Origin of the sequence: Streptomyces sp. NPDC000134 (assembly GCF_042899225.1) — a bacterium.
Classification (GTDB): Bacteria; Actinomycetota; Actinomycetes; order Streptomycetales; family Streptomycetaceae; genus Streptomyces.
In genome coordinates this window covers 85,426-105,052 of sequence record NZ_JBIAZN010000009.1, presented here as the reverse complement: position 1 = coordinate 105,052, position 19,627 = coordinate 85,426, and the positions used below count along the sequence as shown (strand labels likewise).

General features: G+C 72.1%; 16 protein-coding genes and 1 pseudogene. 10 read left to right on the top strand and 7 right to left on the bottom strand.

The features are described from left to right. Positions 1 to 92: 92 nt before the first annotated feature. From ACFY32_RS15380 to ACFY32_RS15365, 4 genes are all read left to right on the top strand, one after another. On the top strand, positions 93 to 1,322 hold the full coding sequence (locus ACFY32_RS15380; RefSeq protein ID WP_390674438.1) for a cytochrome P450: 1,230 nt from the start codon (positions 93 to 95) through the stop codon (positions 1,320 to 1,322). Positions 1,323 to 2,103: 781 nt separating this feature from the next. Then, positions 2,104 to 3,411, top strand: a complete 1,308-nt coding sequence (locus ACFY32_RS15375; RefSeq protein ID WP_390674437.1) for a phosphatidylserine/phosphatidylglycerophosphate/cardiolipin synthase family protein — start codon at positions 2,104 to 2,106, stop codon at positions 3,409 to 3,411. 446 nt (positions 3,412 to 3,857) lie between these two features. Beyond that, positions 3,858 to 3,986, top strand: coding sequence for a hypothetical protein (locus ACFY32_RS15370; protein WP_390674436.1), 129 nt, complete (start codon positions 3,858 to 3,860; stop codon positions 3,984 to 3,986). 28 nt (positions 3,987 to 4,014) lie between these two features. Next, a complete protein-coding gene (locus ACFY32_RS15365) occupies positions 4,015 to 6,327 on the top strand; it encodes a beta-L-arabinofuranosidase domain-containing protein (RefSeq protein ID WP_390674435.1) in 2,313 nt (770 codons plus the stop codon). A gap of 52 nt (positions 6,328 to 6,379) precedes the next feature. Here the strand turns inward: ACFY32_RS15365 and ACFY32_RS15360 are convergent, their stop codons facing one another. Both ACFY32_RS15360 and ACFY32_RS15355 read right to left on the bottom strand, forming a co-directional pair. Continuing rightward, positions 6,380 to 7,486 carry a ricin-type beta-trefoil lectin domain protein gene (locus tag ACFY32_RS15360; protein WP_390674434.1) on the bottom strand — a complete coding sequence of 369 codons (1,107 nt, stop codon included), beginning with the start codon at positions 7,484 to 7,486 and terminating at the stop codon, positions 6,380 to 6,382. 284 nt (positions 7,487 to 7,770) lie between these two features. Beyond that, positions 7,771 to 8,784: a LacI family DNA-binding transcriptional regulator gene (locus tag ACFY32_RS15355; protein WP_359202121.1), complete on the bottom strand. Its 1,014-nt coding sequence runs from the start codon at positions 8,782 to 8,784 to the stop codon at positions 7,771 to 7,773. 233 nt (positions 8,785 to 9,017) lie between these two features. Between ACFY32_RS15355 and ACFY32_RS15350 the strand changes: the two genes are divergently transcribed. Then, positions 9,018 to 9,983 carry a glycoside hydrolase family 6 protein gene (locus ACFY32_RS15350; protein ID WP_359202119.1) on the top strand — a complete coding sequence of 322 codons (966 nt, stop codon included), beginning with the start codon at positions 9,018 to 9,020 and terminating at the stop codon, positions 9,981 to 9,983. A 209-nt stretch (positions 9,984 to 10,192) separates the two neighbouring features. Here the strand turns inward: ACFY32_RS15350 and ACFY32_RS15345 are convergent, their stop codons facing one another. Then, entirely contained in the window at positions 10,193 to 11,992 is a 1,800-nt protein-coding gene (locus tag ACFY32_RS15345; protein WP_390674433.1) for a cellulase family glycosylhydrolase, read from the bottom strand. Between the two features lie 372 nt (positions 11,993 to 12,364). Further along, positions 12,365 to 13,330, bottom strand: a complete 966-nt coding sequence (locus ACFY32_RS15340) for a pirin family protein (protein WP_390674432.1) — start codon at positions 13,328 to 13,330, stop codon at positions 12,365 to 12,367. A gap of 159 nt (positions 13,331 to 13,489) precedes the next feature. On the opposite strand from ACFY32_RS15340, the pseudogene ACFY32_RS15335 reads away from it, so the two are divergent. The 3 genes and pseudogenes from ACFY32_RS15335 to ACFY32_RS15325 all read left to right on the top strand — a co-directional run. Beyond that, positions 13,490 to 13,624, top strand: a pseudogene (locus tag ACFY32_RS15335) (MarR family transcriptional regulator); the annotation flags it as partial. A 62-nt stretch (positions 13,625 to 13,686) separates the two neighbouring features. Continuing rightward, a complete protein-coding gene (locus ACFY32_RS15330; RefSeq protein WP_359202113.1) occupies positions 13,687 to 14,034 on the top strand; it encodes a tetratricopeptide repeat protein in 348 nt (115 codons plus the stop codon). Positions 14,035 to 14,235: 201 nt separating this feature from the next. Further along, positions 14,236 to 14,880, top strand: a complete 645-nt coding sequence (locus ACFY32_RS15325; RefSeq protein ID WP_390674431.1) for a peptide deformylase — start codon at positions 14,236 to 14,238, stop codon at positions 14,878 to 14,880. Between the two features lie 215 nt (positions 14,881 to 15,095). Here ACFY32_RS15325 and ACFY32_RS15320 read toward each other — a convergent pair whose 3' ends face one another. After that, positions 15,096 to 16,529 (bottom strand): dihydrolipoyl dehydrogenase family protein, encoded by a 1,434-nt coding sequence (locus ACFY32_RS15320; RefSeq protein WP_390674430.1) that lies wholly within the window; start codon positions 16,527 to 16,529, stop codon positions 15,096 to 15,098. Between the two features lie 143 nt (positions 16,530 to 16,672). Here ACFY32_RS15320 and trxA point away from each other — a divergent pair, with 143 nt between their 5' ends. After that, positions 16,673 to 17,092 carry a thioredoxin gene (gene trxA / locus ACFY32_RS15315; protein WP_359202107.1) on the top strand — a complete coding sequence of 140 codons (420 nt, stop codon included), beginning with the start codon at positions 16,673 to 16,675 and terminating at the stop codon, positions 17,090 to 17,092. 84 nt (positions 17,093 to 17,176) lie between these two features. Here the strand turns inward: trxA and ACFY32_RS15310 are convergent, their stop codons facing one another. Continuing rightward, entirely contained in the window at positions 17,177 to 18,178 is a 1,002-nt protein-coding gene (locus tag ACFY32_RS15310; RefSeq protein WP_359202105.1) for a LacI family DNA-binding transcriptional regulator, read from the bottom strand. A 28-nt stretch (positions 18,179 to 18,206) separates the two neighbouring features. Further along, a complete protein-coding gene (locus ACFY32_RS15305) occupies positions 18,207 to 18,908 on the bottom strand; it encodes a helix-turn-helix domain-containing protein (RefSeq protein WP_359202103.1) in 702 nt (233 codons plus the stop codon). Positions 18,909 to 19,025: 117 nt separating this feature from the next. Between ACFY32_RS15305 and ACFY32_RS15300 the strand changes: the two genes are divergently transcribed. Next, the gene (locus ACFY32_RS15300) at positions 19,026 to 19,589 is read left to right on the top strand and encodes an NAD(P)H-dependent oxidoreductase (protein WP_359202101.1); all 564 of its coding nucleotides are present in this window, start codon (positions 19,026 to 19,028) and stop codon (positions 19,587 to 19,589) included. The last annotated feature ends 38 nt before the right edge of the window (positions 19,590 to 19,627 follow it).

Genomic DNA, 19,627 nt, shown 5'->3' with positions numbered 1-19,627 from the left:
CGCTGGAGCGGGGTTGGGTCCGCTCTCGAGTCACCCCCTAGCGCCCGCCCGTAGCTTCCACAGGTGTGCCGGCACCAGACCGAGGAGTTCCCGTGGCGACGACCCCGGAGCAAGGAAACAAGGCCGTACGGGCGTTGGCGTACCCCTTCCCCGACGGCCACCGGCTGGACGTACCACCGCAGTTCGCCGAGCTGCGCGCGAAGTGCCCGGTGCAGCGGGTGGAGTTGCCGTACGGCGGTGCGGGCTGGCTGGTGACGCGGCAGGCCGAGGTCAAGACGGTGCTCGGCGACTCCCGCTTCTCCCGGGCCGCCAGCGTGCAGGCGGACATCCCGCGCACGCAGGAGTGGCCGAATCCGGGCGGCGACATCCTGTCCCTGGACCCCCCGGAGCACGCGCGGGTCCGCCGGCTCATCTCGGGGGCGTTCTCACGCCGGAACATCGAGCGGTGGCGCCCCCGCATCGAGGAACTCGTCGGCGAAATGGTCGCCGGTATGCGGACCGCGGGTTCGCCGGTGGACCTGGTCGACTCGCTCTCGATGCCGCTGCCGATCACGGTGATCTGCGAGATGCTGGGCGTGCCCGCCGCCGACCAGCACTTCTTCCGGCGTTTCTCCGAGCTGGTGTTCAGCGGCGCCGGCGTCCCGGCCGAGGACGTGGAGGCCGCCACCGACGCGCTGATGTCCTACCTCGCCGAACACATCGCCCGCCACCGCGCCGAGCCCCGGGACGACCTGCTGTCCGAACTCATCGCCGCCCGCGACGAGGACGAGAGCCGGCTGTCCGAGGAGGAACTGGTCACCCTGGGCGTGACCATCCTGGCGGCGGGCCACGAGACCACGGCCAACGCGATCGCCAACAGCGTCCTCACGCTGCTGGCCGAAGACCTGTGGACGTCCATGGCCCGGCACCCGGAACGCGTCGGGACGGCGGTCGAGGAACTGCTGCGCTTCATCCCGCTGGGCGGCAGCGAGTCGCTGCCGAGGATCGCCACCGAGGACGTGACGCTGGGCGAGGTGACCGTGCGCGCGGGAGAGGCGGTCTTCCCCGCGATGGTCTCGGCCAACTTCGACGAGAACGTCTTCGCCGATCCCCAGATCCTCGACCTCGATCGCGCGCACAACCCGCACCTGGCCTTCGGCTTCGGCCCCCACTTCTGCCCCGGCGCCCAACTGGCCAGAACCGAGATCCGGACCGCCCTCGCGGCACTCCTGCGGGAATTCCCGGACCTGCGCCTGGCCGTCCCCCTGACCGAACTCCCCTGGCGTGAGGCCACAGCGCTGATCCGCGGCCCGCGCCACCTCCCGGTCGCCTGGCACCACTAGGCGACCCCCGGGAGGACCTCACCGGACGCGTCGGGGGCCCATGACGCCCCCGACGCGTCCGGTACCGAGGAACGATCGCCGCGCCGGACGACGTCCACGAGGGCTTGAGGTCACCGCACCGGCCTCCGAGCGCGGCCTCCGAGCGCGGCCTCCGTGCCGACGCCGTCGGCGTGCGCGCCGACGACCCGGCGGACGGGCCCGCACGGAACCGGCATGGTCGGTGGGCCCGGACGTTGCCCGGTGGGGGGCCACCGCCGCTGGGGCCGTCGCCGGCAACGCTGACCGCCACCGCATGACGCATTGTTTCGGTGCCCGAACAGGGCTGCGAAACAATGCGGCGTCCAGCAAGCTCTCCGTCCACGGGAAACGGTTCCGCCCGGCAGGAGGGCGGGAGTGACCGCCCGACAACCGGGGGACCGATGCGGTGCGCTCGCAACAGCGGTGGCGGCGGGGGAAGACCGGCCCGTAACCCGCGTGCGAACACGGGCCGGACGTACAACGGGACGTACCCGCGTTACCGCTGCGTCGTCGTCAGCGACTACGGCGACACCCGGACGCGCGCCCGGATCGCGGGCGCCCCGCCCCAGGGCTGGATCTCCGACGGCGTCCTCGACGACCTCCACGGCCCTGCCGCCCCCGGCGCCACGCACCGTTGCCGACCGCGGGACCGGACCGCGGCCGGTATCCGCCGCGGTCCGGTCCTTCCGGTCCGGCGAACCGGTACCGCCGCCGCGGACCACCTCGTCCGGTCCGCGCCCTCATGTCTTCGGAGGCAACACATATGACCCGTACCCTTCCGGCTGCTTCCCCGCGCCGGTCCCGACGCGGCCGCCTGTTCCTCGGCGCCCTGATCTCGCTGCTCGCGCTGCTGATGGGTTCCGTGCTGGTGACGCCCACCGCAGCCGCGGCGGCGACCAAACCCGTGATCAACGGGCCGGTGTTCAACGACCCCCTGGGCAGCGCCGACCGGCAGGAGGCCGTCTTCACGCAACTGATACAGCTCATAGACGCGACCCCGGCCGGGCAGCAGATTCGCGGCTCCATGTTCGAGCTGCGTGACCAGGCGGTGGCCGACGCGCTGCTCGCGGCCCACCAGCGCGGTGTCGACGTCCGCCTCATCGTGGACGACTCCACCTACGTCGACGGCAACGGCAAGGAGTTCGCCAACTCCGCCTACCAAGCCCTGCGCAGGGCACTGGGCACCGACGACACCTCGTCCTCGTGGATCGTGGTCTGCGACGACCTCTACGAGGACGCCGACGGCGTCGACGACGTCCGCCGCGGCTGCCTCGGCGTCGCCCCGCCCGGCCCGGCCTACAACCACAACAAGTTCTTCCTCTTCTCCAGGATCGGCCCGTTCACGGACGGCACCGTCTACAGCAAGGTCGTCTTCCAGACCTCGTCCAACCTCACCGACTGGTACAAGGTCGAGTCCTTCAACGACGCGGTCACCTTCGTCGACAGCACCGTCTACGACGGGTACGCCGACTACCACAACCAACTGCGCGCCGGCCGCCACCTGGCCGGGGGCGACAACCACGCCTACTTCTCCACGCCGACCGGCTCCACCTACCGTGCCTTTTTCTTCCCGCGCGGCGACTCCTCGTACAACAACCCGGCCACCGACACGATCGTCAACGCCCTGAACGAGGTGTCGTGTGGTTACACCGGCACCGACGGCAAGCGTCACCAGACCGACATCCGCATCGTGATGCTGCAGTTCAACGACTCACGCATCCAGGTGGCCGACAAACTCGCCGCGCTGCGCGCCGACGGCTGCTGGATCGACATCATCTACGCATCCGCGCAGCCGGACGTCATCAAGACACTCGACGACGCCGGCATCCAGCACCGGGAGTGCATGATTCCCCACGGCCCCGGCATCGACGTGCGCCCGCACAACAAGGAATTACTCATCGACGGCGATTACAACGGTGACATCACGCCCCGCGTGTACACCGGCAGCGCCAATCTCACCGGTTCCTCGCTGCGCTCGGCGGACGAAGCCTTCGTCCGCATCGCCAGCGCGGACTACCACGCCAAGTACCTGTCCGCCTTCTACGGCATCCGCGCGGCCTGCGGCGGCTGAGCCACGGTAGGCACGGATACCCCGCACGCAAGGGCGACGTCCGCTCCGGACACCACCGTCGGCAACGTCAACGGCATCATCGGCGACGCCGCCGAGGCGTAAGTCCGCACCGCCGCTCCCTCCGCGCCGACACCCAGGCCGCACCTCCGCGCCGGAGATGCGGCCTTCGTGACCCTTGCGCCAGAGCCACGGAGACGCTGGACCGGGCCGCCCAGGCCGGCGTGTACCCGCGAACAACCGGAGATGTCCGCACCGTTGACGGCCCGTTACTCACCGCACTATGGTCTCGGACGATCCAGCGAACACCGTTCGATATAACGAACAGACGGAGTCGCTCGCCCCGATCCCGCAGTCCCCAGCGCCGAGCCACTGACGACACGCACCGGTGGCGCGGCACAGCCACACCCCGCCGCGCTCGGCTCCCCTCCCCGCACGAGGAGATGTTCATGCGTGTCCGTACCGGACCCCTGCGCCCCGACCGCCGCCGCGCCTCCCTCCCCCTCGGCGTGCCCACGCCCAGGCACAGGAGCCGCTCACCACGGGTCGCCGCCGACCGGTCCTTCGTCCTGACCTGACCCGCCCCTCTGCACGAAAGGCCCAGAAATGTCCATGTCCTTCAGCAGACGCCGGGTCATCCAGCTCGCGGGAACCGCGGTCGCCGCCTCCGCCGCCGGTCCGCTGCTCGGCGGTTCCCCGGCACGGGCGGCGACCCTCCCGCCGGTCCGCACCGACATCGGGACCAAGGCGCTGCCCTTCGACCTCGGCCAGGTCAGACTGACCGCGAGCCGGTGGCTGGACAACCAGAACCGCACCGCCGCCTACCTCAGGTTCGTCGACGCCGACCGGCTGCTGTACAACTTCCGCGCCAACCACGGCCTGTCCACCAAGGGCGCCGCCGCCACCGGCGGCTGGGAGGCACCCACCTTCCCGTTCCGCAGCCACGTCCAGGGCCATTTCCTCACCGCCTGGGCGCAGTTGTACGCCGTGACGGGCGACACGGTGGCCCGGGACAAGGCGTTGTACATGGTCGCGGAGCTGGCCAAGTGCCAGGCCAACAACAGTGCCGTGGGGTTCACCGCCGGCTATCTGTCCGGCTACCCCGAGTCCGACTTCACGGCCCTTGAGGCCCGTACCCTGCGCAACGGCAATGTGCCGTACTACACCGTCCACAAGACGATGACCGGACTGCTGGACGTATGGCGGCACCTCGGCAGCACCCAGGCCCGCGATGTGCTGCTGGCCCTCGCGAGCTGGGTCGACACCCGCACCGGCCGGCTCACCGCCGCGCAGCGGCAGGCCATGCTGGAGACCGAGTTCGGCGGCATGAACGCGGTCCTCACCGACCTCTGCCAGCAGTCCGGCGACACCCGGTGGCTGACCGTCGCCCAGCGGTTCGACCACGCCGCGGTCTTCGACCCGCTGGCGGCGGGCCGGGACGCCCTGGCCGGGCTGCACGCCAACACCCAGGTGCCGAAGTGGATCGGCGCGGTACGGGAGTACAAGGCCACCGGCACCACCCGGTACCGCGACATCGCCACCCACGCCTGGGACCACTGCACCGGCTCACACACCTACGCCATCGGCGGCAACAGCCAGGCCGAGCACTTCCGCGCGCCGGACGCCATCGCCGCGTACCTGACCAACGACACCTGCGAGAGCTGCAACACCGTCAACATGCTCAGCCTCACCCGGGAGCTGTTCACCCTGACTCCGGACCGGGCCGAGCTGTTCGACTACTACGAGCGGGCCTGGCTCAACCACATCGTCGGCAACCAGAACCCGGCCGACCCCCACGGCCACATCACCTACTTCACCCCGCTCAAGCCCGGCGGCCGGCGCGGCGTCGGCCCGGCGTGGGGCGGCGGCACCTGGAGCACCGACTACGGCACCTTCTGGTGCTGCCAGGGCACCGGCGTGGAGATCCACACCCGGCTGATGGACTCCGTCTACTTCCGGTCCGACACCACGCTCACCGTCAACCTGTTCGTGCCGTCGGTGCTGACCTGGACCCAGCGCGGCATCACCGTCACCCAGACCACCTCCTACCCGGCGAGCGACACCACGACCCTGCGGGTCACCGGCGACGTGGGCGGCACCTGGGCGATGCGGGTCCGCATCCCCGCCTGGACCACCGGGGCCACCGTCAGTGTCAACGGTACGGCGCAGAACATCGCTATCACCCCCGGGAGTTACGCGACCCTCACCCGGTCCTGGACGTCCGGCGACATCGTCACCGTACGCCTGCCCATGCGAGCGGCCCTGCAACCGGCCAACGACAACCCGGCCGTCGCCGCGGTCACCTACGGCCCGGTCGTCCTGGCCGGCGACTACGGCGACACCGCGCTCAGTTCCCTTCCCGCCCTGGACACCTCCTCGATCAGGCGGACCAGCACCACCGCGCTCGCCTTCACCGCCACCGCCGACGGGGGCACCGTCGCCCTGAAGCCCTTCCACGACGCGCACGGCCACAACTACACCGTCTACTGGAAGACCGGCGGCCCGGCCTCCGTCCGCGTCGTCAACGCGGCCAGCGGCCTGGTGCTGGGCATCCAGGACATGTCCACCGCCGACGGGGGCCGCGCCCTGCAATGGCCCGACAGCGGAACGGCCGACCACGACTGGGAACTGGTCCCCGACGGCGACGCCTTCCGGTTCCGCAACGTCCACAGCGGCAAGGTCCTCGGCGTGCTGGACATGTCCACCGCCGACAACGCCACCGTCCTGCAATGGGCGGACAACGGCACCGCCGACCACCGCTGGACCCTGCTCGACCAGGGCGACGGCACCTGCAAGATCCGCAACGCGCACAGCGGGAAACTCCTCGCCGTCGCGAACAACTCCACCGCCGTCGGCGCCTTCGTGGTCCAGGCACCCGACGACGGCTCGGCCGACAACCGGTGGCGGATCGCGCGGTGACCCCCGGCCGGTGGCCGGTGGGGTCGCCGTTCCCAGGGCCGCGTCGGATTCCTCATCCGGGGACGAGGGCTGTCCACTTCTGGTTGGCGCCGCCGTGGCAGTCCCAGATCTGGAGCTGGGTGCCGTCGGCCGTGGAGGAGCCGGGGACGTCGAGGCAGCGGCCGGAGGCGGGGTTGCGGTAGCCGCCGTTGTAGGACTCCCACACCTGGTTGGCACCGCCGTGGCAGGACCAGAGCTGCACCTTGGTGCCGTTGGCCGTGCCCCGGCCGGCGGCGTCGAGGCACTTGCCCATGGAGCGCAGGGTGCCGTCGGTGTAGGCGGACCACAGTTGGTTGCCGGCGCCGCTGCAGCTCCAGGTCTGGACGGCGGTCCCGTCGGCGGTGCCCGCCCCGTTGACGTCCAGGCACTTGCCGGCGAGGCCGGACCGCACGTTCGCGGGGGCGGGCGCGGGGTTCCTCAGCCAGCCGGCGCTGTCCGCGGCCTGGACGCCGCGGTGGAAGGCGTCCGCCATCTTCTGGTAGCCCGCGTCGTTGGGGTGCAGGGTGTCGGCCAGGTCGGCCGTGGTCAGACCGCTCATGTCCACATGGGCGACGTGTTTGCCCGCGGCCCGCGCGTCGCTGACGATACGGGCGACCCCCTGGTTGTACGCGCCCCGGTACCGCTCCTCCGACGCGCTGGTGGACACGACCAGGGAGGCGACGAGGACGGTCGCGTCGGGGACGTCGGCGGTGATCTGGCCGACCAGCGACCTCAGCCGGGCGATGGCGGTGTCGGCCTGGGTCGCCCCCTGGAGGTCGTTGGTCCCGATGTGCAGCGTCACGACGCTGGGCCGGTAGCGGGTCAGGGCGGCGTCGGCGAGGGCGGCGATCTGGTCGATGCGGTAGCCGGAGTGGCCCTCGTTGTCGGGGTCGGACATCGAACCGCCCCGCAGCGTGCCGACGAAGTCCACGGGATGGCCGTCGGCCGCGAGCATGTTCCACAGCGGACCGCGATAGCCATTGCCGGTGCTGCTGCCCACCCCCCAAGTGATCGAGTCGCCCAGCGGCATGACACGCAGGGGCGTGTCAGGGGCGGCCGAGGCCGGAGAGGCTGCTGTCGCGCTCACCCCGAGCGCGGCGGCGACGAGCATGATCAGGGTACGGAGCCAGGACTTTCTCATACAGGTGTCCTCTTCTGTGCGGGAAGTCTTCCGGTACGCCTTCGCGACCGCTCGGTTCGGCTTCGCCAGGGCTCCACCTCGAAAGGTTCGAAATTTCGACCCTCGTTCGGAAAGTCGCGATGCCAGGGATGGTAGAGATGCCCCCGGGTCTGTCAACCGCCGTGCCGGGACCGCCCGCGTCACCTGCGGTACTTCGGCGCCTCGGTCCGCGCCGCGGCCTTCGCATCTTTCGACGGCCGTACGAATCCCGCCCACGGCTGCGAAACGGGCACCGAACACGGGCCTCAGGCGCTGGAGCGGACGACCAGACGGGTCGGCAGGAGCAGCGGAGTGGGGTCCTGCCCGTTGACGAGCGCCAGCAGCATGCGCGCCATCTCCCGGCCCAGGGCCTCTATGGGCTGATGGACGGTGGTGAGGGGAGGGTCGGCGATCTGCGCGACGGCCAGGTCGTCGAAGCCGACCACGGCGACGTCGCCGGGAACCCGCCGGCCGGCCTTCCGCAGGGTGCGCAGCGCTCCGGCGGCCATGTTGTCGCTGGCGGCGAAGACCCCGTCCACGTCGGGGTGGTGCGCCAGCAGCGCGGCCATGGCGTCGGCTCCGCTGGGCTCGGTGAAGTCCCCCTCCCACGGCGGCAGCGGTTCGAGGCCGGCGGCGAGCACGCCGTCCCGGTAACCGCGGTACCGGGCACGCCCGGCCTCGGTGTCCAGCCGCCCGCAGATCGCGGCCACCCGGGTCCGGCCGCGGGAGACCAGGTGCTCGGTCGCCGCGCGGGCCCCGCCGACGTTGTCCACGTCGACGTACCACCGGGGAGCGGAACCGACCGGGCGCCCGCCGAACACGACGGGCATCCGCGCCTCCTCGGCGATGCGGGCCAGCGGGTCGTCCTCGCGCAGCGCCATCAGCATGACGCCGTCGGCGCCCCGGGAACGGAGGAGTTCCGCCACCCTCTTGCGGCCCCGGTCGGAAGCGGCGAGGCACAGCATCAGATGGAGGTCGGCCTCCTCCAGGGCGGCCGACGCCCCCACGATCACCCGGGCGAAGAACGGGTCGGCGAAGATCGACGGGTCCTCTCCCGAGACGACCAGGGCGGCCGCGCCGGTCTGCCGGGTGGCCAGCGCGCGGGCGGTCGAGTTGGGGACGTAACCGAGGTGCCGCACGGCCCGTTCGACGGCCTCCCGCTTGGCGCGGCTGACGTGCGGTGCGTTGTTGAGGGCACGGGAGGCCACGGAGCGGGAGACACCGGCGTGTTCGGCCACCTCGTCGAGCGTCGGCTGCCGGCGCGGTGCATCTTCTGCCATGGACGGGGAGTCTTCCACAGGCGCCGAGCCGTCGGTGCCGGGGGCCCGGGAGAGACTGGAACCGCTTCCAGTCACTGGCCCGGTTCAGCGGCGCCGCGAAGCCCGAGCACTCGTGCAATTCAGGTCTGCGCCCACTATTGACAGTCATACCGGCCCGCCACACGATTGGGACCGCTTCCAGTGGGAGCGCTCCCAGCCCCCGAAGTCCCCTGCCAGGAAACCGAGGTCCTGTGATGAGCCGCAGACTCCGCACCCTGGCGGCAGCGCTTCTCGCCCTGCCGCTGGCACTCGCCGCCGCACCGACCGCGCACGCCGCCGACCCCACCACCATGACGAGCGGGTTCTACGTGGACCCCGCCTCCAGCGCCAAGAGGTGGGCGGCCGCCAACCCGGGCGACGGCCGCGCCTCCGCGATCAACGCCGCCATCGCCAACACCCCGATGGCCCGCTGGTTCGGCTCGTGGAGCGGCACCATAGGCACCGCGACCGGGGCGTACGCGGGAGCGGCGGACCAGGTGGACAAGCTGCCCCTCCTCGTCGCCTACAACATCTACAACCGCGACTACTGCGGCGGGCACTCCGCCGGCGGGGCCACCTCACCGTCCGCCTACGCGAACTGGATCGCCCAGTTCGCCGGCGGGATCGCGAACCGCCCGGCCGTCGTCGTCCTCGAACCGGACTCCCTGGGCGACTACGGCTGCATGACCCAGGCCCAGATCGACGAACGCGAGGCCATGCTGACAGGCGCGCTCGCCGAGTTCAGCCGTCAGGCCCCCAACACCTGGGTCTACATGGACGCCGGCAACCCGGGCTGGGCCAGCGCGGCGACCATGGCCCGGCGCCTGCACGAAGCCGGTCTCCGTCAGGCCCACGGCTTCTCGCTCAACGTCTCCAACTACTTCACGACCGCGGAGAACACCGCCTACGGCAACGCCGTCAACAGTGAGCTGAGCGCCCGCTACGGATACACCAAGCCGTTCGTCGTGGACACCAGCCGCAACGGCAACGGCTCCAACGGCCAGTGGTGCAACCCCTCGGGGCGCCGCATCGGCACCCCCACCCGGACCGGCGGAGGCGCCGAAATGCTGCTGTGGATCAAGACACCGGGTGAGTCCGACGGCAACTGCGGCGTCGGGACCGGCTCCACGGCCGGACAGTTCCTCCCCGAGGTCGCCTACAAGATGATCTACGGCTACTGATCCAGGGCTCCCGCTCCCGCCTCATCGGGCATGCGCTACGGCCCGTCTCCAGCGAAGACGGGCCGTAGCGGCGGCCGTGTGCGCTCGGCGGGTGAGCCGGACCGACGTGCCGGCGACCGCAGCGGGCGGGCCTTGCGGCAGCCGTGATCGAGTTCAGTGGGGCAACTGCGGTGGCGCACCTGATGTCGGTGGTGGGGCAGCGGCTGTGGTCAGGATGTGGTGCAGGTCCTGCCGTTGAGGGTGAAGGTGGTCGGCGCAGTGTTCGTGGCGCCCCTGTTGGCGATGAAACCGAGAGTGACGGAACCGCCGGCGGTGATGGTGTCGGTGTAGGAGGCGGGGATCACGCTCACGGAGCCGCCTGTCTGGGTGGGGGTACCGCCCCACATGTTGTTGATGGTCTGGCCGTTGGTGAAGGCGAAGGTGAGCTTCCAGTTGCTGACGGCGGCGGCGCCGGTGTTGCGGATGGTGATCTCGCTCTGGAAGCCGCTTCCCCAGTCCCCCACCACGCGGTAGCCGACGGAGCAGGTGCCCGCCGGGGTGCCGGTGGTGGTGACGGTAACGGTGGCCGAGCGGGTGGAGCGGTTGCCGGCCGCGTCCTTGGCGTAAACGGCGAAGGTGTAGGCCGTGTCGGCGGACAGCCCGGTGACCGTGGCCCGGTTGGACTCCGAGGCGGCCACCTTCGTCTCAGTGCCGCCGGTGACACGGACGACGTCGTAGCCGGTGACACCCACGTTGTCCGTGGAGGCCGCCCAGCTCAAGGTCGCGGAGGTGGCCGTCACCTCGGAGGCGGTGGGAGTCCCCGGAGCGGTGGGCGCAGCGGTGTCACCGCCGGGATCACCGGGGGTCTGGCTGAGCAGGTGCGCTTTGAACCCCTCACCGTAGGTGCTGGTCGGTGTGCCGTTCCAGTCCTCGATGAGCACGCTGCCACCGCTGCAACCCCAGGGGTTCCAGGTCCAGGCCGTGTACCCGACCTTGTTGGCGTCCGCCCAGGCCATCACCCGGTCGATGTAGTCATGGGCGCAGGTGTTCTGACCGATCTCGCCGGCCTGGACCGGCACCTGGGCGGCGACCGCTCCGATGCTGCTGTCCCAGCACGAGGTGGTCACACAGCCGTTGAAGTTGTAGGAGTGCCATGAGGCCATCAGATTGCCGGTGGGGTCGGTCGGCTTGAATTCCAGCCACCGGCTCAGGTTGTTCGTCCACTCCAGGCCGCCCGACATGATCACGTTGGTGGCACCGGTGGCGCGTACCGCGTCGACGAGGGTCTGCATGCCGGCGACCGGGTAGGTGATCCCGGCGCAGGTGCCGCCGTCCCGCAGACAGGTCCATGCGGCCGTGGCGTCGGACCAGTTGTTGGCCGCGTCCGGGTACGGCTCGTTGAACAGGTCGAAGACGACCGCTCCGTTCCCCTTGAACATCGTGGCCACCTCGGACCAGAACGTGGGGGTGTAGCGCGCGTCCGGCATCGGCTTCTGACAGGTGGCCGCGACGTCCGGGCAGCCTGCGCCGGGGCCGGTGTACTCGCCCCAGGTCCAGTGCAGGTCGAGGATCACGTTGATGCCGTTGGCCACCAGGAGGTCCGCGTAGGTCTTGACCGCCTGCTGGTACGCCGCCGCGCTGGGCGCCGTCGCGGGTAAGTTCCCGGTGCCCAGCCAGCACTCCTCGTTCAGCGGGACCCGGACGGTGTTGATCTTCCATGCCTTCATCGCGTCGACGGCCGCCTGGTCCGTCGGCCCGTCGAATATCTCCTTGCCCTGGACACAGCCGAACTCCCCGCCGGACCGGTTGACGCCCAGTGGGCGGAACGTGGAGCCGGACCCGGTGACCAGGCGGTTGCCCGACACATGCAGGGCCGGCGCCGCGGCGACCGCCGACGCCCTGCCGTCCGCGGCGGTCCGACCGGCCGCCGGCGAGGCGACCGCCGGGGCCGGGCCGCCGAATCCGGCCACCGAACCCGCCACAAGCACTCCGGTGACGCCGAAAGCCCGAAGGGCTCTTCGCATGCTCATCGCACTCTCCCTCGACGCACGTAAATGACCGATCACTCCGTACAGGGCCGCCCGGCGAGAGACCGGCCTTGAAGCGGGTTCCCCAGTGGGCAATGCGCCTCTGCCTGGCTGGATGACCTTCGATACTGCGTACAACGCTGTTCCGACGAGCGTGGGAGCGCTCCCATAGGCAGTGAGCGTAGATGCGCCGGGCAACCGGACGGAAGCTCCCTGCAGGAGTTGTTTCTGCTGCGCCTCGTCATGCCGACGAGCGGCGCCTGATGCGTGCGGATGCGAGGCGGAGGAGGGCGGCGACGCGGAGTGTCGACAACCGACGACAACGCCGCGGATGTGCGTGCCGGGCAGTCTGCCGAGCCCAGGATTCTTCGCGGGTCAACGGGTCCTTCCGCGCGTCTTCAGCGGCCCCGCCGGCAACTCGGGGGCGGGTAGCGGGGCGCCGGCGTACCCCTTGACCTCGCCGAAGCGCGTGCCTTCCGTCCAGTCCCGGCGTGCTCGTTCGATCTCCTCCTGGGAGTGTCCGATCCAGTTCCAGAACATGACGAGTTCCTCCTCGAACGGTTCGCCGCCGAGGAGCATCAGGCCCGCGTCCGAGTCGGCGCGCAGGGGGAGTTCGGTGCGGCCGCAGCCGAGGTAGAGGAGGGAGCCGGGGCGGACGGGGACTCCGTCCACGTGGGTCTCGCCGGACATGGACAGGACGGCGTACTCGAAATCCGGGTCGAGGGGCAGGCGCACGTCCGCTCCCCGGGCGAGGGCGAGGTCGGCGCCGACGAGGGGTGTGTACGCCGTACCGGGTGAGACCGTGCCGTCGAGGGTGCCGAGCAGGAGGGTGGCGGTCAGGCCGGGGGCCGTGACCGTAGGCAGGCCGGCGTAGTACTCGAAGTGCGGGGCGGTGTCGCGGTGGGTGTCCGGGAGGGCGATCCACAGTTGGGCGCCGTGCAGGTAGCGGGCGTGGGAGCGCGGGCTCTCCTCCGAGTGGCTGATCCCCCGGCCGGAGGTCATCAGGCCCAGTTCGCGCGGGCGGACGGTGCGGACGCTGCCCGTCGAGTCGCGGTGCAGCACCTCGCCCTCGTGCAGCCAGCTCACCGTCTGCAGGCCCATGTGCGGGTGCGGGGGCACCTGCATGCCGGGTTCGTCGGCGATGTCGTCGGGGCCGTAGTGGTCGACGAAGCACCACGCGCCGACCATGCGGCGGCCGAGGTTGGGCAGCAGACGGCGGACCTCGGTGGATTCGCCGAGCCGGACGCGACGGGGGCTGAGAAGCTCGCGTACGGGCTCCGCCACCACGAAGCCACGGCCGCCGCACAGGGCGGGGACCGGTCGGCGATCAAGATTGCTCATAGCGCCCAAAGTAGTACCGAACCGTCCACGGCGTCAGTCCGCCTCCGCGATCACCCGCAGACCGCGCGCACCGATCGACCGTGCTCGACCGGCACGGCCTCGCCTTCCTGCACGCCGTCGCCCTGCGGCCGGTCGCGCTCGCCGAGGCGTCCCTCGCGGGTCGCGGCCGGGACCGGTGCGATCTCCGCGCGCCTGTACGCCGGTGTCCCGGCGGCGGACCTGGCAGCGGCCGGGCGGGTGCCGGCCCTGGTCACCGAGCGGGCCGGCGCCCGGCTCGCCGCGTCGGCGGCCTGAGCCGGGCCCCGCGGAATGCGCGGGCCGTCCGGGTGGTTGTGGGGGCCGAAGGAGGTCCCCGCGTGAACACGACGTACTACGACCACGGAGCCCCCGCCGAGCGCTGGGAGCGGGCGCGGATGTTCTTCGAGGCGAAGGACTACGCGGCTGCGGCGCGCGTTCTGGAAGGGCTGGTCGAAGAGGTGCCCGAGCAGACCGGGCCCCGGCTGCTGCTGGCTCGCGCCTACTACCACTCGGCGCAACTGGGGCGTGCGGAGGGCGAGCTGCGGGTCATCGTCGAACGTGACCCGGTGGAGCACTACGCCCGGCTGATGCTGGGCCGCACGCTGGAGCGGCAGGGTCGCGGTGAGGAGGCCGAGGCCCATCTGCGGATCGCCGCCGCCCTCGCGGGCGACTTCGCGGAGGTCTGAGCCCCAGGGTCCGCGTCGTGGAGGTCCGCGTCGCGGAGGTCCGGGTCCCGGCCGGCGGTGCCCGGTTCCCTCGGCGGGGGCCGGGTACCTCGCGTTGTCCGGTGCGCCGCTGCCGTACGATCGCGGCGGCGCACCGGACGACGGAGACGTGACCGCGGCCGTCGGCCCCGAGGGCCCGGGGCCCCGTGGCATCCTGGCGCGATGGGTACACCTGGTGCACGCGCCCCTCTTGCCGAGCGGGTCGAGGAACTGCTGTCCGTCGAGGGCCCGTTGCCGATCGTCGCGGCCGGTGATCCGGTGCTGCGGCGCGGGACGGAGCCGTATGACGGGCAGTTGGAGCCCGCGCTGCTGGACCGGTTCGTCGAGGCGCTGCGGATCACCATGCGCGCGGCGCCCGGTGTCGGGCTGGCGGCCCCGCAGGTGGGGGTCCCGCTGCGGATCGCGGTGATCGAGGACCCGGCGCCCGTACCGGAGGAGGTACGGGTGGCGCGGGGGCGGGTGCCGCAGCCGTTCCGGGTGCTGGTCAATCCGGTGTACGAGCCGGCCGGCAAGGGGCGGGCCGCGTTCTTCGAGGGGTGTCTGAGCGTGCCGGGCTGGCAGGCGGTGGTGGCGCGGCACGCCACCGTACGGCTGACCGGGGCGGACGAGCGGGGGCATGCGCTGGACGAGGAGTTCACCGGCTGGCCCGCGCGGATCGTGCAGCACGAGACGGACCACCTCGACGGCACGCTCTACCTGGACCGCGCGCAGACGCGGTCGCTGTCGTCCGACGCGGCGATGGCCGAGTACTGGACCGCGCCGACCCCGCACGGGGCCGCGGCGGCCCTGGGCTTCGAGCTGCCCTAGAGCCTTCGGATTCCCGTCCGGGGCGCCGCCCGTTCCTGCCGTCGGACCGGCATCCGGCGCCCCACCCGTTCCTGCCGCCGGATTCCGGTCCGGCGGCCCGTTCCCTTCCGGTCACCGGACCCCCGTCCAGCGTCCCGCCCCGGTCCGGTCTCCCGGCCGCAGGACTCCCCCTTCCCGCGGCCCGCCCCCGCGGCGGGTCCCGGTCGCCGCGTGCGTCAGTTGTCCCGGTACGCCTCCAGCAGGCGCAGCCAGACCTCGCTGATCGTCGGGTAGGACGGCACCGCGTGCCAGAGGCGGTCGACGGGGACCTGGCCGGCGACGGCGACCGTCGCGGAGTGGATCAGTTCGCCGACGCCGGGGCCGACGAAGGTGACCCCGCGGACGATCTCGTCCTCCAGGTCGACGACCATGCGAGCGCGCCCCTTGTAGCCGTCGCGGTAGAGGCCCGCGCCGGCCACCGTCGACAGGTCCACGTCGACGGCGCGGACGCGGTGCCCGGCCTGTTCGGCCTCGGCCAGGGACAGGCCCACGGAGGCGGCCTCGGGGTCGGTGAAGACCACCTGGGGGACGGCGGCGTGGTCGGCGGTCGCGGCGTGCGCGCCCCACGGGCCGGACTCCAGCTCCGCGGCGCCGGAGGCGCGGGCGGCGATCGCGGCGCCCGCGATCCGGGCCTGGTACTTGCCCTGGTGGGTGAGGAGGGCGCGGTGGTTGACGTCGCCGACGGCGTACAGCCAGTCGTGGCCGGTGACGCGGAGGCTGTCGTCGGTCCGGAGCCAGGAGCCCGGTTCCAGGCCGACGGTGTCCAGGCCGAGGTCGTCGGTGCGCGGGGCGCGGCCGGTGGCGAAGAGGATCTCGTCGGACTCGATCCGGTCGCCGGTGTCGGTGACGGCGACGACGGTGCCGTTCTCGCGGGTGACGGACGCGACGGAGGTGCCGGTGCGGATGTCGGCGCCGGCCTCGGCGAGGGCCTCGGCGACCAGTTCGCCGGCGAACGGCTCCATGCGGTTCAGCAGGCCCTCGCCGCGTACCAGGAGGGTGACCCGGGAGCCGAGGGCCTGCCAGGCGGTGGCCATCTCCACGGCGACGACCCCGCCGCCGACCACGATCAGCCGGCCGGGGACGCTCTTGGCGCTGGTGGCCTCCCTGCTGGTCCACGGGCGGATGTCGGCCAGGCCCGGCAGGCCGGGCAGCGCGGCGCGGGTGCCGGTGCACACGGCGACGGCGTGCCGGGCGGTCAGCACGCGCCGCGTGCCGTCCGCCCCGGTCACCTCCACGGTCCGCGGGCCGGCCAGCCTGCCCTGCCCGCGGTACAGGTCGGCGCCGATGGACTCCACCCACTGGACCTGGCCGTCGTCCTTCCAGTCGGAGGTGTAGTAGTCGCGGTGGGCGAGGACCGCCGCGGCGTCGAGGGGCCCCTGCACCGCGCGGCTCAGGCCGGGGGTGCGGCGGGCGTCGGCCTGGGCGATGACCGGGCGCAGCAGTGCCTTGCTGGGCATGCACGCCCAGTAGGAGCACTCGCCGCCGACCAGTTCGCTCTCCACGATCGCGGTGGTCAGGCCGGCCGCGCGGGTGCGGTCGGCGACGTTCTCGCCGACCGGGCCCGCGCCGATCACCACGACGTCGTACGCGAGGGATTCCGTTTCCGTCATGGGCTCAGTGTGGTGGGTGGTGTGCGGCGCCCGCCACATGGGTACGCGCGCCGAACAGCCCGGATACGCCCTCGGAATACCCGCCCGGTCGGCCGTGTTGTGCGGACGGCTCTCCCCCGACACCAGGAAGCAGGGATCACCCCATGAGCAGCACCGTTGAGCTCACCAAGGAGAACTTCGACCAGACGGTCACGGACAACGAGTTCGTCCTGATCGACTTCTGGGCGGAGTGGTGCGGTCCGTGCCGTCAGTTCGCACCGGTGTACGAGAAGGCGGCTGATGCCAACCCCGACCTGGTGTTCGGCAAGGTGGACACGGAGGCGCAGCCCGAGCTGGCGGCGGCCTTCGGTATCCAGTCGATCCCCACGCTGATGATCGTCCGGGACCAGGTGGCCGTGTTCGCGCAGCCGGGCGCGCTGCCGGAGGCCGCGCTGACGGACGTCATCGGGCAGGCCCGGAAGCTGGACATGGACGAGGTGCGCAAGCAGATCGCCGAGCAGCAGGCCAAGCAGGCCGAGGCCGAGCAGACCCAGCAGGGTGACGCCGGGCTGGGCGCGCAGTAGCCCGTACGCGGCCGGCGGCGGCCCGTGCGAGGCAGGACGAGTGAGAGCGGTGGGCCCGGTCCCGGCGGTGTGCCGGGGCCGGGCTCAGCTCGATTCGCGGTGCACCACGCGGGCTCCCAGCACCCGGTGCCGTTCGGGCGGGGCGGCGGGATCGCGGACCGCGCGGTCGACCAGCGCGGCCAGGTCGCGGCCGGCGGGCAGGTCGATGTGGACCGTGCTCAGCCGGGGCCGCAGCAGCCTGCCGAGCATCAGGTCGTCGGCGCCGATCACGGCCGTGTCCTCGGGGATGCGGACGCCCTCGTCCTGGAGGGCCCGGGACAGCAGCATGGCGTACTCGTCGTTGTAGGCGAACACCGCGTCGAGGCCGAGGCCGCTCCAGCGGGCGGCGAGCCGGGCCGCGGCGCGCTCGTCGTAGGCGAGGGGCAGCGCGGTCACGGTGGCGTCGGTGCCGCCGAGGGCGCGGCGGACGCCGTCGAGGCGGGGCGCGGAGAACACCGCGAGGCCGGGTTCCTCGGGGACGACGACGCCGACGCGGCGGCGCCCGCGCTCGTAGAGGTGCCGGGCGGCGTGGTGGCCGACGGCCGTGTGGTCCATGAGCAGCGCGTGCGCGCCCTCGACGGTCTCGGGGCCGAGGGTCACCACGGCGCGGGCGCCGGCGCGCCTGAGGACGCGTACGCCCTCGGGGCCGAGGCCGGGCGCGGGGACCAGGACGGCGACCGGCCGCAGTTCGGCCCAGGCGCGGGCGGCGGCGTCGCCGTGCGGCCCGGCGGTGCCGTGCTGGACGACGGTGTAGTCGAGGCGGCCGAGGGCTCCCTGGAGTTCGCTCAGGAACTGCCCGTAGAGCGGCCCGGCGGGGAAGGCGGGCGCGGGCATCAGGACCGTACGGCTGTGCCCGGCGCGCAGGCTGCGGGCGGCGGCGTGCGGGACGTAGCCGAGTTCCTCGGCGGCCTCGTGGACCCGGCGCCGGGTGGCCTCGCTGATCCGGACGGCACCGGTCTTGTTCAGCACGTAGGAGACGGTCGCGCGGGAGACGCCGGCCAGCCTGGCGACGTCGGCGCTGGTGGGCGTTCTGGGTATCTGCACCATGACGTACCGCATCTTGGCAGATGCCCAACTACGGTACGCAGGGCGCCCCTTGGCCGTTCGGCGCGGTCCGGGTCACCCGCGCCACCAGATCCAGCCACGCCTCTTCCAGGCGGGCCGGCGGCATCCCGCACTGCCTGGTGAGGTGGTGGATCAGCGCGGGGTCGAGGGAGCCCATCAGGGTGTGGGCGAGCAGCTCGCTGTCCGCGTCCGGGACCGCCTGCCGCAGCAGCAGGGCGACATGGCCGCGCAGGAAGCGCCCCGGTGGTGCGGCGTACCGCCGCTCGGCGCTGGGCTCGGCGGCCAGTTGCAGTTCCAGGTCCTCGGCCGCGCGGCGCAGCCAGGCGCGGCCGAAGGCCCGCAGCCGCTCCACGGGGGGTGCCCCGGGGCCCAGCGGGGGCGGTCCGGTGAGCAGCGCCGCCTGGAACTTGCGCTCGGAGTGGTCCAGCAGGGCCATCAGCAGCCCGGTGCGGTCCCGGAAGCGGCGGAACACCGTGCCCTTGCCCACCTGGGCCGCCGCCGCCACCGCCTCCATGGTCAGGCCGGCCGCGCCGTGCTCCGCCACCAGTCGCGCGGCGGCCTCCAGGAGCTTGGCCCGGTTGCGCGCGGCGTCGGCGCGCAGGCAAGGTTCATCCATCGGGTCCGGAGCGCCGAGGCGCAGCAACTCGCGGGCGTCGACGGGGTTTTCGTAGGACTCCTGGGGCTGCGGGAAGGGCGGAAGGGCGGCGGGCATGAAGCCAGCGTAAAGCATCGGGAAGAAAACTGGACCGCGGTCCGCTTAAGGTGGTAGAAGTTTAAACGGACCACGGTCCGCTTGCCCCGGCAGTTATTCATCACCCTGGAGTTCGCCATGTCTGTACGCATTCTCGCTCTCGTCGGCAGCCTTCGCGCCGGTTCGCACAACCGTCAGCTCGCCGAGGCCGCCGTGAAGCTCGCGCCGGAGGGTGCCGAGGTGGACGTGTACGAGGGCCTGGGTGAGATCCCGTTCTACAACGAGGACATCGACGTCGAAGGCAGCGTGCCGGCCGCCGCCACCAGGCTGCGCGAGGCCGCCCAGGCCGCCGACGCGTTCCTGATCTTCTCGCCCGAGTACAACGGCACCATCCCGGCCGTCCTGAAGAACGCCATCGACTGGCTGTCCCGCCCGTTCGGCGCCGGCGCCTTCGGCGGCAAGCCCGTCGCCGTGATCGGCACCGCCTTCGGCCAGTACGGCGGCGTGTGGGCGCAGGACGACACCCGCAAGGCCGTGGGCATCGCCGGTGGCAAGGTGATCGAGGACCTGAAGCTGTCGATCCCCGGTTCGGTGACCCGCTTCGCCGAGACCCACCCGGCGGACGACGCCGAGGTCGCCGCCCAGCTCACCGAGGTGGTCACGAGGCTGCACGGCCACGCCGGCGAGATCGTCGCCGCCTGACCTCCCCTCTCCTGACGGCTCTCGGGGCCGGAGTCCGC

Bases quoted from the DNA above. Each gene is read 5' to 3' on its own strand.
- ACFY32_RS15340 (WP_390674432.1), bottom strand. From the start codon at position 13,330: ATGAGCAATCTTGATCGCCGACCGGTCCCCGCCCTGTGCGGCGGCCGT.
- ACFY32_RS15365 (WP_390674435.1), top strand. From the start codon at position 4,015: ATGTCCATGTCCTTCAGCAGACGCCGGGTCATCCAGCTCGCGGGAACC.
- ACFY32_RS15360 (WP_390674434.1), bottom strand. From the start codon at position 7,486: ATGAGAAAGTCCTGGCTCCGTACCCTGATCATGCTCGTCGCCGCCGCG.
- ACFY32_RS15375 (WP_390674437.1), top strand. From the start codon at position 2,104: ATGACCCGTACCCTTCCGGCTGCTTCCCCGCGCCGGTCCCGACGCGGC.
- ACFY32_RS15355 (WP_359202121.1), bottom strand. From the start codon at position 8,784: ATGGCAGAAGATGCACCGCGCCGGCAGCCGACGCTCGACGAGGTGGCC.
- ACFY32_RS15325 (WP_390674431.1), top strand. From the start codon at position 14,236: ATGGGTACACCTGGTGCACGCGCCCCTCTTGCCGAGCGGGTCGAGGAA.
- ACFY32_RS15305 (WP_359202103.1), bottom strand. From the start codon at position 18,908: ATGCCCGCCGCCCTTCCGCCCTTCCCGCAGCCCCAGGAGTCCTACGAA.
- ACFY32_RS15310 (WP_359202105.1), bottom strand. From the start codon at position 18,178: ATGGTGCAGATACCCAGAACGCCCACCAGCGCCGACGTCGCCAGGCTG.
- trxA (WP_359202107.1), top strand. From the start codon at position 16,673: ATGAGCAGCACCGTTGAGCTCACCAAGGAGAACTTCGACCAGACGGTC.
- ACFY32_RS15370 (WP_390674436.1), top strand. From the start codon at position 3,858: ATGCGTGTCCGTACCGGACCCCTGCGCCCCGACCGCCGCCGCGCCTCC.
- ACFY32_RS15300 (WP_359202101.1), top strand. From the start codon at position 19,026: ATGTCTGTACGCATTCTCGCTCTCGTCGGCAGCCTTCGCGCCGGTTCG.
- ACFY32_RS15320 (WP_390674430.1), bottom strand. From the start codon at position 16,529: ATGACGGAAACGGAATCCCTCGCGTACGACGTCGTGGTGATCGGCGCG.
- ACFY32_RS15345 (WP_390674433.1), bottom strand. From the start codon at position 11,992: ATGAGCATGCGAAGAGCCCTTCGGGCTTTCGGCGTCACCGGAGTGCTT.
- ACFY32_RS15350 (WP_359202119.1), top strand. From the start codon at position 9,018: ATGAGCCGCAGACTCCGCACCCTGGCGGCAGCGCTTCTCGCCCTGCCG.